Genomic DNA, 16,797 nt, shown 5'->3' with positions numbered 1-16,797 from the left:
ACTAAATTAAACAGGCTTTATGGCATTTTCATGATAAAGGTTATTGTACTTTCAAGTTGTGCATTCTTATTTGCACATTCTACTTTTGCAGCTTTATGTAATTTTCAAAAAAGTTTGATCAATGATGAGAATATAGGAGAAAAATTTGACAGGAATGCATTTCTATCAAGTTTTTTAGAACAAGTAAATTTTACTTCTCAAATTAAAAAGAAAAATCTTTGTTTGTTTCCAGGAAGTTCAGAGTCATTTTTACATGTTTCTGATATCGATTCTGATGATAATAGTAGCGTTATTATCATATCAAAGAAGGATATAGCGCCTTCTCTTGAGCCATCAACTATAAGTAAACCCAATATTGATCCTTTACAAAAAGAGCTAGAGCAAAAGAAAGAGCTTGCTGTTAAATATGACCGTCCATATGATCCTGAAAAAAATCATGTAAGGTTTATAGGTCCTGTTTTTTTTGCAGAGGACATGAGAAGAATGAATTTAAAAAAGTAATTTCGCTCTATTTCAGAAGAGAAACAATGAGAAAAATGAATGTCTTTCATAAAAGGGACATTCATTTTAAGTGTTGTGATCTTTGAATTCCCGAAATTTATGGCTTATAGGATAACGGCGATCACGTCCAAAGCTTTTAAGAGTCATTTTGATGCCCAGGGCTGATTGGCGGCGTTTATATTCTGAAGTATACAGCAATTTTTCTATATAGCGCACAGTTTCAGGATTATATCCTTTTTGAACGATATTGTTAACAGACATTTCATATTCTACCATTAGTTGTATGATTTCATCAAGAATAGGATAGGGAGGTAAAGTATCCTGATCTTTCTGTTCAGGATATAGCTCAGCAGAAGGGTGTTTTGTAAGGATACGATCAGGGATAACTTCATGACTTGGCCCCAGGCCATCAGGAATTTGATAAGAATTTCTCCAGCGTGCTAATTCATAGACGTGAGTTTTATAGACATCTTTGATGGGATTGAAGCCACCATTCATGTCACCGTAAAGTGTACTATAGCCGACAGAAACTTCTGATTTATTTCCTGTAGTGATCAATAGGGCATTAGATTTGTTGGAAATTGCCATTAAGAGACTACCTCTCACACGACTTTGAAGGTTTTCGATGGTTACTCCATGGATTGGTTCTCCAAAGAAGCCTGAAAGTGAGGAAATAAAACTTTCAACAATTCCTTGAATAGGGAGAACATCATATCGACAACCAAGAGCTTTTGCACAGTCAGCAGCATCTTGCAGAGTTTCTTTAGGTGTATAGAGATACGGTAACATGATAGCATGTACGCGCTCTTTTCCGAGGGCATCGACAGCGATAGCAGCACAAATAGCAGAATCAATCCCGCCTGACAGACCAATTAAAATTTTGTCAAAACCATTTTTATGAGCATAATCACGCAGACCAAGCACACAAGCATGATAGTCGGCCTCTTCCTGTATTGGAAGATCAGCGATCAGGTTTTTTTGACAAAACCATCCTTGCGATGATTTTTTCCATTCAACAGGTAAAATTTGTGTTTTGAATTGTGGCATTTGAAAAGCAAGTTGCTGATTGGAGTTAAGGCAGAAACTACCGCCATCAAAGACAAGTTCATCCTGTCCACAGACCTGGTTAATGTATATGATAGGCAATCTTGTCTTTATAACGTTCTTCAAGAGAATTTGACGGCGTATATTCATTTTGTTTTGATGGTACGGAGAAGCATTAATAGAAATAATTATTTCTGCTCCTTGTTGCGCCAGCATCTTGCAAATGTTCAGGTTATTCCAGATTTCCTCACAAATGAGAACGCCCAGCTTAATTCCTCTGAAAAGAATAGGATGGGATGTTGTCCCAGGTGTAAAAAGACGTTTTTCATCGAATTCATTATGGTTTGGCAAATCGGTTTTGTCGTGTATAGCGATGACATTGCCATTATCAAGGACTGCTACAGAATTAAACCGATTATTTTTTATTTGTCTTGGAAAACCAATGATAATTCCTGGACCACCGTCATTTGTATCAGTTGTTAATGTATCAATTGCTTTTTGAGCTTCCTGGATAAAAGCTGGTTTTAAGATCAGGTCCTCTGCCGGGTAACCGGATATAAATAATTCTGTAAAAATAATCAGATCACAAGAATGACTTTTTGCATATCGACGTGCCTCGCGTGCCTTGGCAAGGTTGCTTGCAATATCTCCAACCGTTGGATTAAGCTGGGCAATAAACATTTTAAAATGATGCGGAATGAGATTATTCATATCTGTTACTCCTGCTTATGTGTTTCATGTTATACAGACAGTGAATAACATCAGAGGATATCGTCATGGTGTATGATGGTTCTTTTTATTCAATGGTTTTGAATTTTTTGATTTCATCCCTTATTCGGGCCGCTTCTTCAAAATTAAGATTGCTCGATGCTTCTTGCATTTGTTTCCTCAATTTTTTTAAATGATTTTTTATATCTTTTATCACAGGTTTCGTTTCTTCTGAAAAGCCAACCTCGTACTTCTTTGCATTACCAAAAACCGGATCATCATTTTTGTACAGCGATTCCAGTATATCCGAAATTTTTGCTTTTACTGACTCTGGTTGTATATTCTGTTGTTGATTATAGGATATCTGTTTTTCACGACGTCTCATGGTTTCATTGACGGCACGTTGAATAGATCGTGTTACCTTGTCGGCATAAAGAATGACATGACTCTCGATATTACGGGCAGCACGGCCGATTGTTTGAATTAAAGACGTTTCTGAACGTAAAAATCCTTCTTTATCTGCATCAAGGATGCCAACAAGACCACATTCAGGGATATCAAGGCCTTCTCGTAAAAGATTAATACCGACCAGTACATCAAATGTACCAAGACGAAGATCACGGATAATCTCAATACGCTCTAAAGTATTAATTTCAGAATGCATATATCGTACCTTGATATTCCGTTCATGCAAATACTCGGTAAGATCTTCTGCCATACGTTTGGTTAATACGGTCAAAAGACTGCGATAGCCTTTTGCTGTTGTTTTCTGTGTTTCATAAAGAATATCATCGACCTGATTTCGGGCAGGTCTTATTTCCACTGGAGGGTCAACAAGACCTGTTGGACGAATAACTTGTTCAATAAAGCGATGCTGACATTGATTCAATTCCCATTGACCAGGTGTGGCTGATACCGTTATAGTTGTTGGACGCATTGCATTCCACTCTTCAAATCGTAAGGGACGGTTATCAATACAGGAAGGGAGACGGAAGCCATATTCAGCTAAAGTTGCTTTACGTCTAAAGTCACCTCGATACATACCATTAATTTGCGGGATTGTGACATGACTTTCATCAACAAATAACAATGCATTTTCAGGAATATATTCGAAAAGAGTTGGTGGAGGTTCACCAGGATGACGACCCGTAAAATAACGCGAATAATTTTCAATGCCTTGACAGGAGCCTGTTGTTTCCAGCATCTCCAGGTCATAGGAGATACGTTGTTCAAGACGTTGTGCTTCCAGAAGCCGTCCTGCCTGTTCGAGTTCATTGATGCGGTGTTTGAGCTCTTCTTTAATATGTTTCATTGCTTCATGAAGAGTGGGTTTTGGAGTAATATGATGAGAGTTGGCATATATTTTAATGGATTGCAGATCTCTTGTTTTTTTCCCTGTCAGTGGATCAAATTCCATCAGTTCTTCAATCTCATCGCCAAACATGCTTATTCTCCATGCAGCATTTTCGAGATGCGAAGGGAATATCTCAATGGTATCGCCACGCACCCGGAAAGAACCTCTGGAAAAATGCATCTCCTGACGTTTATATTGTTGCGCTACAAGATCAGAAAGAAGCTGACCTTGCTCCAGTAAATCTCCAACTTTTATATGCAGGGTCATTGCAGTATATGCTTCAACAGAACCTATGCCGTATATGCAGGAAACGGAAGCAATAACAATACAGTCATCCCGTTCAAGGAGAGAACGTGTTGCAGAATGTCGCATGCGATCAATCTGTTCGTTAATGGAGGATTCTTTTGCAATATAAGTGTCTGTACGAGGAACATAAGCTTCTGGTTGGTAATAGTCATAGTAGGATACAAAATATTCTACAGCATTATTCGGAAAAAAGTTTTTAAATTCTGAATAAAGCTGGGCAGCTAGAATTTTATTGGGAGCCATAATAACAGCTGGACGTTGTGTTTCTTCAATCACTTTAGCCATCGTGAATGTTTTTCCTGAACCCGTTACGCCCAAAAGGAGTTGATCCCGTTTTTCTGAAGCGATACCCTTTACAAGACTTTCAATGGCTGTTGGCTGATCTCCTGAAGGTTTGTAATGGGTATGCATACGCAGTGGAATCCCGCCTTCTGATTTTTGTCCTTGACGATGAGGTCGATGGGGAACCCATAATATGCCATTCTTTAAAAGAGGGTTATCTGACTCGATCAGAGCAGAAAGCGCTTTTACGGTCGCCGTCATTTCAGTCTTGAGATCAAGTCGGGATGTTTCTTCCAAAGAAGTATTCATTCCTGCTACAGGATTAAGACCAGAAGCGACCCGTAGCATTGGATCCATCAGACTTTGTACGGATGTTTCTTTTGATTGAGTATCCTGACGCTTTTTAAAAGCTGCATTTTTGCGGTGTTTTGCTGCAATAGAACGAATTTCATTCATATTCTCGGCATGAGCGTTTTTTTTCTTCTTTGCAAAGATTTTTCTCAGGACGGTTCATAATTTTACTGGAAACAGAAGTTTGAAGGTTTTATTCGTAATCAGATGTTTGTCCTCGGCTTTGATTTCATTTTTTCTGACATGAGAGAAGAATAATATAGATTATCTGATTATAAATAAAACTCCTTTACATTATAAACTGCTATAAGTCAATTATTCACCTATAAGTATAGAGCATAGATCATGGTATATCAATCTGTCAGTTTTTTTCTGTTGTTAATTGTTATGGGGTGTTTATCGGGATTTTTAAATGGTTTTTTCGGTATAGGTGGTGGTCTGATCATTGTACCAATGTTTTATAAAATATTAACTGTATATGATAAGGTGGATGATTCAATGCGTATGCATATCGCAGTAGGAACATCCCTGGCTATTATTATTATGACGTCCTTGCGTTCGTTTATCGGGCATTATCATCGTAAAACGGTTGATATGAGATTGCTTCGCAATTGGGTAACAGCAGTTCCCGTAGGCAGTATCACGGCTTCCATGCTTTCTGTTTATGTAAACGCTCAAATACTTCGTGAAATTTTTTCTGTTGTCAGTTTTTGTATAGCATTGTTTATCTTGTTGAATAATAATCGTTGGCGTCTGGGAACAGAGCTTCCTAAAAATCCATGGACATGGATTTTAGGAGTGATCATTGGGGTATTTTCCGGGTTGATAGGAATAGGAGGAGCTATTTTTAACAATATTTTTATGGTTCTTTACGGACGTTCCATATATCAGGCCATAGCAACATCAACAGGTGTTAGTCTTCTGGTTTCTATTCCTGGAGCATTAGGCTATATTTATGCAGGTTGGGGAGTATCCGGTTTACCTGTTATGTCTCTTGGCTTTATTAATTGGGGAGCCGCTCTTATTGTTATGCCTATTGCTGTTTTGATAGCACCTGTTGGAATAAAAGTTGCTTACGATATCGGCAAGCGTAAACTCGAAATCGGATTTTCAATATTTCTGTTTGTGATTTCTTGTTGGCTTTTCTTTTTTGAAGGATAGGTTCATACTATAAGCGATATTAAGGGATTATTTTTGAAAAAGTCCTAGACAGGAAGAGAAACCCTTACGCGTAATCCTCCCAGAGGGCTTTTTTCTAAAATGACGTTACCACCATGGCTACGGCTGATATCCTGGACGATCGTTAGTCCAAGGCCTGTGCCGGATTTATTAAGGTTACGTGCTGAGTCAAGTCGAAAAAATGGTTTAAAAACATCCTGGAGAGCATGTTCAGGAATTCCAGGGCCATCATCGTCGAAGGTTATTGTCAGCCATTTTTTATCGTGATGAGCGTTAATAACGAGTTTATGAGCATAACATTGAGCATTTGAAGCAAGATTAAAAATCAGGCGTGAAAAAGCATTGGGTCTTACATGCACCTCAGGATTTCCTTTTAAATTCCATGTTAAAGGTTTGTTTTGACATTCAAAGTCTTCTTCAATCTTTTCAAAAAGACGAATAATATTAACGGTTCCCGTGTCTTCTTCAGATTCTCCACGCGCAAAAGCAAGATAGGCTTCCAGCATACTCTGCATATCATTGATATCTTCGTTTAAACCTTTTAATTCATCTTGATTCTCTACAAGAGCAATTTGTAATTTGAAACGTGTTAAAATTGTTCGTAAATCATGACTTACTCCTGTTAGCATTGCAGTGCGTTGTTCTATCTGACGCTCTATACGTTTACGCATTAATAAAAAAGCCTGACCAGCACGACGAATTTCCTTGGCACCAGAAGGATGAAAATCATAAGATGTCTGACCTTTTCCAAAACTTTCTGCAGCAACAGCAAGTGACAGGATAGGTCGAATTTGTCCTCGTAAGAATAGAATGGAAATGGTAATAAGGATTATGGATGTTCCAACCATCCATAAAATAAAGATATGGGTATTTGAAGCATATGTCTGATTGCGGTGAGTCAGTATACGAAGGATATGGCTGTCGAGCTTAATGCGAATTTCCACAAAATCAGGAAGAAATGAAGTGTTAATCCAGAATGGGCGATTAATTTGCTGTTTAATTTCCTTGGCAAGAATGTTGTCCAGTATAGAAAAAAAATGTTTGGAACGTGGAGGCGGTAATGTTGTACCAGGTTCAAGAGAAATAATCAGTTTCAGTTTCTGTCTTGCAAGTTGTATTATTTGATTCAGATTTATGTTATCAGGGTCTTTTTCAATAAGCCCAACCAACATTGCTATATCACGTGTTGTTCCCATGGACAAACGTTGTGTTACTGTTTGCCAGTAACGCTCCATGAAAACAGTAGCAATCACCGTTTGTAAAATCAGCATAGGGAGTATAATAATCAGAATAAACCGTGTATATATACCTTTCGGTCTTTTAAACTTGAAAAGCTGATTCAGAAAAGACATATGTTCTATCTTGTTGTTAAAAATCTTTTATGAGTGTGAGATTTTTAATTGACGTTTAAACGGTAACCTATACCTCGTACAGTTTTTAAATAAATTGGTTTTGTAGGACAAATTTCAATTTTTCTTCGTAGTCTGTTAATCTGGACGTCTATAGATCGCTCTCCTCTTTCCATATCTCCCGTGATGAGTTCCTGGCGAGGGATTGTATCTCCAGCCCTGATGCAAAAAAGCATCATAAGATTTTCTTCTCTTTCTGTGAGTCTGATGATCTCATTCCCTTTACGAAGTTCTCGTTGGTTTATAAAGAAAGTATAAGGACCAAACATGACTTTTTCAATTTTTTGTTCATCTGAATTCGCAGGATGACGTTTGAGGATATTTTTTATTCGCAAGATAAGTTCACGGGGATCAAATGGTTTTGAAAGATAGTCATCGGCTCCGGTTTCAAGCCCTGAAATCCGTGAATGTGTTTCATCAAGAGCGGTGAGTAAAATAACCGGAACAGGATTATCAACACGCAAACTTTTTGTGAGTGAAAGGCCCGATTCATGAGGCATCATTATATCCAGGATAATTAAATCAAATTGAAACCATTCCAGGTGTTGTCTTGCTTCAGCAGCATTGGCAACAACGGTGCTACGAAACCCGTTTTCATTGAGATAACGATTAAGAAGAACACGGATACGGCTATCATCATCCACAATTAAAAGATGAGGAGACTCATCAGAAATGGGTATGACTTTTTTGATCATAACTGTAATTCCCTATAGAAAAAGGATGATATTACAAGGTTTTTTCAAATTTTTATTTCTCTATTGATACAATTTTATTGTATAGAGGGCTCTCTATATTACATCGAGTTAATTCTATAAAACAAAGATATTGCATTGAAAAATTGAGAGGATACAGTGAGTTTCTGAAGTATATCCATAAAATGTTATTTTTTGTATCTGTTTGAGGTCCATCCTTGAAAGATCATTCTTCAAGCACCCGCAGTTTTCTTCTCAAGAGAGCGGGAGTGACTGGATTAAAGAAAAAATTCCCGAATTTTTTATAGAAGAGTTAAAACCAGGAATAAGAACAGAATTTTCACTATTCGTAGCAGAATTGAAGCGCTTTATAAAATTTTTCAGTTTTTCGGGATCTTGAAAATCTTTTATGTTGATAGATTTTTTTAATGTAGCAGCTTGTTTGTCTATATCTCCTGATCTGAAATACGATGAGAGACCCAAGGTTTTGGAAATGACCTGATAGAGAGCCTTGTCGGATAAAAAATCATAAATATTTGTGATAGTTGGGGCTTTACGTTCAAAATAGAGTGCCAGTCTTCTATTGATGTCTTTTTTACCTTCTTCTTCTTCTAAAATTTGATGTGTATGGAGATGCATTGTCTTCATGATGTTCTCGGGGCTTTGGATTTGATGTGCAGAATTTCTTGATAATTTTTTGTTGGCATCAAAATGAAAAGAAGCAACAATTTCCATAAAACGATAATCATTGGATGTATGAATAAAGTTGTCTGGAGTGTTAAAATAAGATGTGAACGTTTCTTTAAGAAGATTTTCTGTGACAGTGTCTGGTTTAATTCCCTTTGCTTCCAGCATAAAATGGACAAGACGTTTATCGGCAGTAAAATCATCGGGATGATGAATTTTTCTGATATTTTCTTCAAAATACGTTATTTCAGGATTGAGATCTTTCTCATTTTTTTTACGTTCCAGTTGTGTTAAAAAACGTGTTTTATTTTTGATATAAGAGTCACGGTAATCCTGAATGGTTTTTTCAGAAAGTGCTTGAAACGGTGAGGATGCGTTGCCGTTACTATCAAAATTAAATGCACGATTAAGTTGAATGAAACGCTGGTCTCTAGAGCGATTTACATCACTGTGAGGATCAAGGATATCGCTTGCAAGAAGTGAATGAAATTCTTTTTTTGAGAGTTCTTCTGCCTTTATATCAAAAGCGCGCAAGATCATTTCTATGGGTTGCTGGATTTTTTTGTCTTTAACGGTTGTTCCTGATTTAAACCCTGCATAGGATAAATCTTTGATAGAGACGATATTTTGAAGTGTTTTCTTATAATTTTTAATAGAATCCTTTATGATTTTATTGCGATGATTGTGATAGTGTTTTTCGTAAAGCTCCAGGAGCTTGAATGTTTGTTCTACGGATTGTATCTCTTTGCCATTTTTTTCTTGTCCGTAGGCATTGATGTTAAAAAAATCTGTAACCTGAGAAACACCAGAGCCTTTAGCCAGTTCCTTATCTGTTGTAATCGTTACAAATTCAGAAGGGGTCATTGTGGAATCAAACCCAAGAGCAGTTTTAATAATTCTGAACAGTCTTTTATCTTTTACAAGATGTGTTACAGAGGAAACCGAACCAATCTTCGCTTTATAATAGCTCTGATCAAGAGGGACAATTTTTTTTGTCAAAAAGCTTGATGTCTCTAAAAGATAATTTTCCGTGATCGTTTCTTGTTGTTTTTCTGTCAGAAGGCCATTTTTTGCTGTTTTCCCATCTTCTTCAAAATGAAAGGCATTTGCCAGTTTGATCCATGCATCTTTCTTAAGGCTGTGAACAAAACTTTCAGGATCGTGAGGATCACATATAAGAACTTTTCGAAGAAAAGAATGCGAAATATGCTGTTGATCAATTCCGAAAGCTTTCAGGATATAATGACGTAAACGCTTATTATTCAGTAATTGATCAACGGTTTCTATTTTATGGATATTGTTTTTAAAATACTGGGTTTCGAAAGCTTCACGATGTTCTTCTTTGGAATAAGATTTAAGATATCGTGAGATAACATCTTCTTCTTGTGTTTTTGTTTGAAGAGATTTCTGTGGTGATGAGAGATTAAATGCTTTTGCGAATTCTCTATAACGAGAATCATGAAGAGTATTTACAAAGCTTTTGCTGTCTGCAAGATCACTTTCAAGGGCCTTACGCATCAATGCTTTGGCATAAGACATATCTTCAAGGCCATAAGCCTTCATCGCATAGGCATAAAGACGATTATCGGCCATAAATTGATCAACAGAAGATATTTTCCTGATATTTTCCTGATAATATTTCCTGTCATCAGCAACACGAGGAGTATTGGAAACTTTAGAGAGTACATTCAATTTCAATTTATTTTCAAGTGCATGATAGCGCATGTGAGTGTATGTCATGCGACCTCTTTTTCTTTTTTTTATTATCGTTTCATCTTCAGGATACACGTGAATTATGGCTTAATTTTCTTGTCTCAGGCTTTCTTTTTGAGGGATAAAGAAAAAAATAATTGTTCCAGGGACTGGATTCATGGATTGGTAATTCAGTAACCATAGAGTTAATTCATCTTTTTTAACTGTATTTTTTTAGATTTTATAAAAAAAACTATTGTCTATTCTGTGATCTATTATTTTAAAATAAAAATATTTTTGAACGATACATCGCTATTTTTTTGAAATTATTTAATATTCAAAGGTCCACTAAATGCTGAATACTGTTAATAAGTCTATTAAGCAAGGAAATGCTTTGAGACTGGATCCAAAGAATTTTCCACAACATGTATTTTGGGTGTGTTATCATTCAAAAAATGGTAAAATTGCAGTAATAAATGAAAAAAATGTTGTCGTTCTTCAGTTCCTTTCATTTAAAAATATTCCTGTCTTTATTCAGCTTCCTATTACAGTTTTCAAGGGTATTGCTGTTCGTATTATTTCCCGCAATAATGATCGTATCACGATGCGTGTTGAACTCTATCACCAGGATCCAAATTTCTGTATCCCTTTATTGATCTCTGAAAATCTCCCTGAGGTCGCTCAGGATTGGAAATTATGGTCCCAGATTTATAATCTCCCGATGCTTATGATAGAAGAGAATGGAGATGTTATATCTTTTAACAGTGAAAACAGTGAGAGCACACCTTATGAAGGAAAAGAGCAAAAGCATATTCCTGCAAGACAGGAAGTGCTCACACCTCCTGTGTTGCAAGGATTTTTTATCTGTAGATCAATCTATAAACTGGGGTTAAATCTTAGAATTAAAGGAAAAAAGATGATCATCAGTCTGTAGTTTCTTCAAGGAAAAGAAGAGACGACAGGCATTTGGGCAATCATCTGTTGCCTATATTGAGAGAAGAGAAATCAGTAACCCTGTAAAAACAAGTAACCCTGTGAAATTATTGCTTTTGAAGAGTGCAAGACATTTATCCGGATCAGAACCATCAAAGGCAATAATCTGGTATATAAAGAGAAGAGCAGCACTCAATAGCCCAATCCAGCTGTATATCGTCACCTCCACAAGATAAAATGACAGTGCCAGGAACACTATGCATAAGCTGTAAAAGAGACAAAGCCATCTTTTTGTATGATCGGCAAAAAGTATCGCTGTTGACTTAACACCAATAAGTTCATCAAAACTCTTATCCTGATGAGCATAGATTGTATCATACCCGATAATCCAGCATACTGTTCCTGCGTAGAGACACAATGCAGCTAAGGAAAGTTTATTATGCAGTGCAGACCATCCTATGAGTGCTCCCCATGCAAAACAGAGACCCAGGAAAAATTGCGGCCAGTTGGTAAAACGCTTTGTAAAAGGATATAAAGGAACGATAAGCATTGATCCTAATCCTAAAAAAATGGTATAATTATTGAATTGAATAAGAACAATAAAACCAATCAATAATTGTACTACCATAAAAAATAATGCTTTTTTTAAAGTGATACGACCTGAAGGCAAAGGTCGTGACCGGGTGCGGGAAACAAGGGCATCAATATCTTTATCAATGATATCGTTCCAGGTACACCCGGCACCACGCATCGTTATCGTTCCAATGTAATACAGGGCGAGATGCCAAAAGAACAATTGATACGACAAGGTGCATGTTTTTTCCAGGGAATATGCTGCAAGAGTTGCAGACCAGAAACATGGCCACATTAATAAATAAGAACCGACGACACGATCCCAGCGTGCTAATTGTGCATAAGGTAAAAGGACAGGAGGCAGAAACTTATAGACCCAACTTTGGTTTGGCGCATCAGCAACACGGTTCGTCAAGAAAAATTCCTCCTGTTTTATAGCTCATATCCAGAATGAAGGTAGAAAGAGGTTTTCATTCAGTGGAATAATCCACTGCTTTCAGAAAGAAATTTGTAAGCCCTTTCTTTCTGAAATTCAATCATAAAATCGCTGTTCAAATGATGAACCATTGATTTATCAAGGAAATCATGTATGTATCTGGAAGAGTTTTTCCTTTTTATGGGTTGATTTTACGATTGATTGTATTCATCCATTGATCACAATAAGGTTAGAAGAATGAACGTCCTTTTAATTGGCTCTGGTGGCCGGGAACATGCGCTTGCCTGGAAGATTGCGCAATCATCTCTCTTGTCGCGCCTATGGGCCATTCCAGGGAATCCTGGTATTGCAGAACATGCAGAATGTGTATCACTGGATGTTAATAATCACGATGCAATAACAGAATTTTGCAAGGAAAAAAAAATCAATTTTGTTATCGTTGGTCCTGAGGTTCCCCTGGTGATGGGAATCGTTGATGTCTTGCAGAGGGAAGGGATACCTGTTTTCGGTCCTTCCAAGGCTGCGGCAAGACTCGAAGGCTCAAAAGAGTTTACCAAGGAACTTTGTACAAGATACAATATTCCGACAGCATCATATCAGTGTTTTTCCCATGCTGAAGAAGCAAGGGAATATGTCAAGAAGAACAAGGCTCCTGTTGTTATTAAGGCTGATGGTCTTGCAGCGGGTAAAGGAGTGACCGTATGCATGAATATTGATGAAGCCATGATGGCCATTGATCACCATTTTAGAGAAAAAACGTCAAGAGTTGTCATTGAAGAATATCTTGAGGGCACTGAAATAAGTTTTTTCGCTCTTTGTGATGGTCAGAATGTCATCCCTTTTACAACAGCTCAGGACCATAAACGTGCTTATGATGGTGACACAGGGCCTAATACAGGGGGTATGGGTGCCTACTCACCTGCTTCTGGAGTTACAGAAGAGACAATTAATTCTATTATGGAAAAAATTATTCAGCCAACAATTAATGGAATGATCGCTGAATGTTCTCCTTTTATAGGTGTTTTGTTCGCTGGATTGATGTTAACGACAGAGGGCCCTAAGCTGATTGAATATAATGTTCGTTTTGGCGATCCTGAATGTCAGGTGATGATGATGCGTCTTGAAAGTGATTTGTTATCAATTTTATACAATTGTGCAACTGGAAAAATGAGTCATATCCGTTTGGATTGGAGTTCTGAATCAGCTCTTACTGTTGTTCTCGCCAATAAAGGTTATCCTGGCTCTTATGAAAAAGGTGCTGTCATTGAGTCTTTACCTCCATCACATGCAAATATGAAAGTATTTCATGCGGGTACTGCATATGTTAATAACAAGCTTGTGATTGATGGAGGAAGGGTTCTCAATGTTACAGCCTTGGGAGAAACAATTATAGCAGCTCAGAAAAATTCTTATGCAGCGGTTGATCTTATTAACTGGACAAAACATGGGTTTTGGCGTAAGGATATTGGTTGGCGTGCGGTTTCGTAGAGTTTCAGCAAGAACAATATCTAAAAATTTACAGTCATTTTTGAGGATGTGACAATTTAATTGTAGTAAACCTTGATGTGTAATGGGAGTGCAAGGATGCGTTATTTAGTTGTTTTAAATGGGTTATTTATACTTTTGAGTACCAATGCAGGGTTCGCTGATCCATTAAAACAAGTAAGCCTTAAAAATATTTTTATAGAGAAACTCAGTAAAAGTGTCATGTTTGTTTGTACAGAGTGTAATACTGAAGAGAAGTTTCTGCAAGATACTTCAAGCCAGGACAGACCAGGCCAATATCATGTTCCCGTGCTTAAAAAAGGCACAGAACATATAGTCGATGTCATGATTGATGGTGTTCCTAAAGTGATTGTTGTCGATGACCTTATGGGTGGATCTCCTGTTAAATTTGTAAAAAGCAGAACTTTGGAAGATGGTGAAGAGCAAGAAATAAATCCTCCTGATTCTAAAAAGAAGGATCATGGTAGCAAGAAGAAAGATGCTCACAATGTTTCTGCCAAGGATACAGCTCATGCCATGAAACCAGCAGAAGAAGCTGGTGCCGTGATGAAACCAGCAGAAGAAGCTGGTGCCGTGATGAAACCAGCAGAAGAAGCTGGTGCCGTGATGAAACCAGCAGAAGAAGCTGGTGCCGTGATGAAACCAGCAGAAGAAGCTGGTGCCGCGATGAAACCAGCAGGAGAAGCTGGTGCCGCGATGAAACCAGCAGGAGAAGCTGAACCTGCAGCAAAAAAATAAGGGATAGAATTTTTTCTACAGGATGATCATCATCATTTTCCAGAAGAAGAAACTCTGGGCATTGATACAGTCATTTGAATTAACTATTGATTTTATGAATATCGAAAACCAGAAGTATCGTATCTCTTACTGCATGCAGTAATGAAAGACGGTTTTTACGAATATGGCTATCGCTCACATTGACCATAACTTTTTCAAAGAAAAGATCAATCGGATCACTTAATGTGGAAAGAGTTAACAGCGCTTCATTAAAATCATTTCTTTTCATCGTTTTTTGAACAAGGGCATTCACTGAAGTGTTAAGATTGTGGAGTTCTTTTTCTGCATCGACCAGGAAGAGGGATGACTGAATGTTACTGGAAACGATTTCTTCTTTTTTTTCTTCCACAGAAAGGATTTGTATCACCCGTTTTGCTGCTGATAAAAATTTCCTGCCTTCTTCAAGAAGAAGAAAATCACTCAAGCATTTTACAAGCTCAACAAGCATATAAAAATTATCTTCTTGAGAAATAAATGCTGCATCAATAATATCATGACGGTATCCAGCATCACGAAGGTGTAATTTTAAACGCTCACGAAAGAAAGCCATCAGATCATCATCTTTTAAAAACCGGTATAGAGGTAGATTGATCTTTCTTTCCAGAAGTATGCGTATTGATCCTAGTGCTGCACGCCGTAATGCATAAGGATCTTTTGATCCACTGGGTTTTTCATCAATGGACCAGAAACTGATCAGGCTATCCAATTTGTCAGCAAGAGCCACAGTGATTGCAACCTTATCTTCCGGAATCTGATCTGAAGGGCCTCGTGGCTTATAGTGATCTTCAAGAGCTGTTGCAACAGAGAGATGTTCTCCTTGTAAAAGGGCATATTCTTTTCCTGTTTTTCCTTGAAGTTCAGGAAACTCCCGAACAATTTCTGTACATAAATCTGCTTTGGCCAATGTAACAGCTCGATCAACCAATTGTGGATCAGCATGGGTAAATTTCAGGAGCTTTTGTGCTAATAATCCTATCCGTAATACACGCTCACCTTGTGTTCCCAATTTAGTGTGAAATCTGACATTTAATGCGTCAAGCTTGGCCATGCGCTGATCAAGAGGTTTTTGAAGGTCAAGATTAAACTTTTTAGCTGAGTCTTGTAAGGAAACAAGATCAGGTAAATTATTTTGATCACATCTCCAGAAATGTAAAGCATCTGCCAGACGGGCATTGACAACCCTGCTATGCCCTTTCAGTATCTCTATGCCATTATCGATTGCATCAATATTGGCAACAATCATAAAATGATTAGACAGTTTTCCTGTAGAAGAGCGGGTTACAAAACATTTCTGGTGTGTTTTAATGGTGAGGCGAATGATTTCTTCAGGAAGGTTGAGATAGTTTTCATGAAAAGAACTCATGAATACTTTCGGCCATTCTACCAGACCTGTCACTTCTTCGAGTAATTCTGTGTCTGGAATGAGCTCTAGACCGGCTACAAAGGCACAATGGTTTATATCGTTGAGAATGATGTTTTTTCTATATTCCGGGTCAAGAATAACCTTTGCTTTATTGAGCGCATCAACATAATCAGAAAAACATTTGACCTTGATGGGTTGTGGTGCATGAAAGCGATGCCCATACGTCCTGTCTCCAAAGGGAATTCCTGCAATATGACTGTTAATGATTTTTACGTCGCCATCTTCAAAATGTAAAATACAAACAATTGATTTTAAAGGACGTATCCAATATAAGGCATTGGAATCGCAAGAGGTATCTCCCCATCGCATTGATTTTTGCCAGGGGAAGTTACGGATAATTTCAGGAATAAGATCTGCAAGGATATCTTCTGCCAAACGCCCGGGTTTTTTTAAGGGATACTCCATAGAAATCACCTTTTTTGACATCTTTGCAAATGGTCGCTTCAGTGATTGAATTGAGCCCTGCAGAACGCAAGAAGCCGTCAATTGTTTTTTGATCCGCGTTGATACGAGGACCTTTTTTTTCTATTGTGGTCTCTTTTGAGGAAGCGGTTAAACCACGAATATAAAGAACAAGACGACGTGGAGTCCAATAGGGGCGTGCACCCTCATAGAGTAAACCGGAGTCAACTAAACCATTGGTAACATTTTTTTTTAAAGTCTCAGCAGCTTTAGACTGCATCCTGGCAGGGATCTCTTCAGAAAAAAGTTCAAGCAAAAAATCAGGCATAATATTTTGACTTCACAAGTAATATTTCTCAACATGCAATTGTTTTAACAAGAGATGACAGGGAGTATCATGTCATGACACTGGTGCCCGATGAGGGACTCGAACCCCCATGCTTTTGCGCTTGGACCTAAACCAAGTGTGTCTTCCAATTCCACCAATCGGGCATTAAATTTATTTAAACTAAGTAACAATATTTTTTTGCTTTCTCAAGAAC

At 37.6% G+C, this 16,797-nt stretch carries 11 protein-coding genes, 1 tRNA gene and 1 pseudogene; 5 read left to right on the top strand and 8 right to left on the bottom strand.

All coding sequences use genetic code 11. The annotated features are described in order from the left end of the window. Positions 1-30 precede the first annotated feature (30 nt). The gene (locus B488_RS03955) at positions 31-501 is read left to right on the top strand and encodes a hypothetical protein (protein WP_015273246.1); all 471 of its coding nucleotides are present in this window, start codon (positions 31-33) and stop codon (positions 499-501) included. Between the two features lie 66 nt (positions 502-567). Here B488_RS03955 and B488_RS03950 read toward each other — a convergent pair whose 3' ends face one another. After that, positions 568-2,256 carry an NAD+ synthase gene (locus B488_RS03950; RefSeq protein WP_015273245.1) on the bottom strand — a complete coding sequence of 563 codons (1,689 nt, stop codon included), beginning with the start codon at positions 2,254-2,256 and terminating at the stop codon, positions 568-570. An 85-nt stretch (positions 2,257-2,341) separates the two neighbouring features. After that, positions 2,342-4,651: an excinuclease ABC subunit UvrB gene (gene uvrB / locus B488_RS03945; RefSeq protein WP_015273244.1), complete on the bottom strand. Its 2,310-nt coding sequence runs from the start codon at positions 4,649-4,651 to the stop codon at positions 2,342-2,344. A 240-nt stretch (positions 4,652-4,891) separates the two neighbouring features. On the opposite strand from uvrB, the gene B488_RS03940 reads away from it, so the two are divergent. Next, entirely contained in the window at positions 4,892-5,707 is an 816-nt protein-coding gene (locus B488_RS03940) for a sulfite exporter TauE/SafE family protein (protein ID WP_015273243.1), read from the top strand. A gap of 44 nt (positions 5,708-5,751) precedes the next feature. Here B488_RS03940 and B488_RS03935 read toward each other — a convergent pair whose 3' ends face one another. From B488_RS03935 to B488_RS03925, 3 genes are all read right to left on the bottom strand, one after another. Beyond that, positions 5,752-7,077, bottom strand: coding sequence for an ATP-binding protein (locus tag B488_RS03935; RefSeq protein ID WP_015273242.1), 1,326 nt, complete (start codon positions 7,075-7,077; stop codon positions 5,752-5,754). A gap of 44 nt (positions 7,078-7,121) precedes the next feature. Then, entirely contained in the window at positions 7,122-7,829 is a 708-nt protein-coding gene (locus B488_RS03930; protein WP_015273241.1) for a response regulator, read from the bottom strand. Between the two features lie 252 nt (positions 7,830-8,081). Beyond that, complete coding sequence (locus B488_RS03925; RefSeq protein ID WP_015273240.1) at positions 8,082-10,253, bottom strand: DUF1217 domain-containing protein; 2,172 nt, start codon at positions 10,251-10,253, stop codon at positions 8,082-8,084. Positions 10,254-10,557: 304 nt separating this feature from the next. On the opposite strand from B488_RS03925, the gene B488_RS03920 reads away from it, so the two are divergent. Continuing rightward, positions 10,558-11,139 (top strand): DUF6101 family protein, encoded by a 582-nt coding sequence (locus B488_RS03920; RefSeq protein WP_015273239.1) that lies wholly within the window; start codon positions 10,558-10,560, stop codon positions 11,137-11,139. Positions 11,140-11,190: 51 nt separating this feature from the next. Here the strand turns inward: B488_RS03920 and ubiA are convergent, their stop codons facing one another. Beyond that, a complete protein-coding gene (gene ubiA, locus B488_RS03915; protein ID WP_015273238.1) occupies positions 11,191-12,126 on the bottom strand; it encodes a 4-hydroxybenzoate octaprenyltransferase in 936 nt (311 codons plus the stop codon). A gap of 258 nt (positions 12,127-12,384) precedes the next feature. Between ubiA and purD the strand changes: the two genes are divergently transcribed. Both purD and B488_RS06880 read left to right on the top strand, forming a co-directional pair. After that, on the top strand, positions 12,385-13,635 hold the full coding sequence (gene purD, locus B488_RS03910) for a phosphoribosylamine--glycine ligase (RefSeq protein ID WP_015273237.1): 1,251 nt from the start codon (positions 12,385-12,387) through the stop codon (positions 13,633-13,635). A 96-nt stretch (positions 13,636-13,731) separates the two neighbouring features. Next, complete coding sequence (locus B488_RS06880) at positions 13,732-14,391, top strand: YML083C domain-containing protein (RefSeq protein ID WP_015273236.1); 660 nt, start codon at positions 13,732-13,734, stop codon at positions 14,389-14,391. 79 nt (positions 14,392-14,470) lie between these two features. Here B488_RS06880 and glyS read toward each other — a convergent pair. Both glyS and B488_RS03895 read right to left on the bottom strand, forming a co-directional pair. Continuing rightward, positions 14,471-16,583, bottom strand: a pseudogene (gene glyS / locus B488_RS03900) (glycine--tRNA ligase subunit beta). 81 nt (positions 16,584-16,664) lie between these two features. Further along, positions 16,665-16,747: transfer RNA gene (locus tag B488_RS03895), tRNA-Leu, on the bottom strand. Between the last annotated feature and the right edge of the window lie 50 nt (positions 16,748-16,797).

It is taken from the genome of Liberibacter crescens BT-1 (genome assembly GCF_000325745.1).
In the GTDB taxonomy this organism is placed as follows: domain Bacteria; phylum Pseudomonadota; class Alphaproteobacteria; order Rhizobiales; family Rhizobiaceae; genus Liberibacter; species Liberibacter crescens.
Note: the sequence above shows the minus strand (reverse complement) of the source record. Positions and strands in the feature narration are given on the sequence as shown.

Bases quoted from the DNA above. Each gene is read 5' to 3' on its own strand.
- B488_RS03930 (WP_015273241.1), bottom strand. From the start codon at position 7,829: ATGATCAAAAAAGTCATACCCATTTCTGATGAGTCTCCTCATCTTTTA.
- purD (WP_015273237.1), top strand. From the start codon at position 12,385: ATGAACGTCCTTTTAATTGGCTCTGGTGGCCGGGAACATGCGCTTGCC.
- uvrB (WP_015273244.1), bottom strand. From the start codon at position 4,651: ATGAATGAAATTCGTTCTATTGCAGCAAAACACCGCAAAAATGCAGCT.
- B488_RS03925 (WP_015273240.1), bottom strand. From the start codon at position 10,253: ATGACATACACTCACATGCGCTATCATGCACTTGAAAATAAATTGAAA.
- B488_RS06880 (WP_015273236.1), top strand. From the start codon at position 13,732: ATGCGTTATTTAGTTGTTTTAAATGGGTTATTTATACTTTTGAGTACC.
- B488_RS03935 (WP_015273242.1), bottom strand. From the start codon at position 7,077: ATGTCTTTTCTGAATCAGCTTTTCAAGTTTAAAAGACCGAAAGGTATA.
- B488_RS03920 (WP_015273239.1), top strand. From the start codon at position 10,558: ATGCTGAATACTGTTAATAAGTCTATTAAGCAAGGAAATGCTTTGAGA.
- B488_RS03940 (WP_015273243.1), top strand. From the start codon at position 4,892: ATGGTATATCAATCTGTCAGTTTTTTTCTGTTGTTAATTGTTATGGGG.
- B488_RS03950 (WP_015273245.1), bottom strand. From the start codon at position 2,256: ATGAATAATCTCATTCCGCATCATTTTAAAATGTTTATTGCCCAGCTT.
- B488_RS03955 (WP_015273246.1), top strand. From the start codon at position 31: ATGATAAAGGTTATTGTACTTTCAAGTTGTGCATTCTTATTTGCACAT.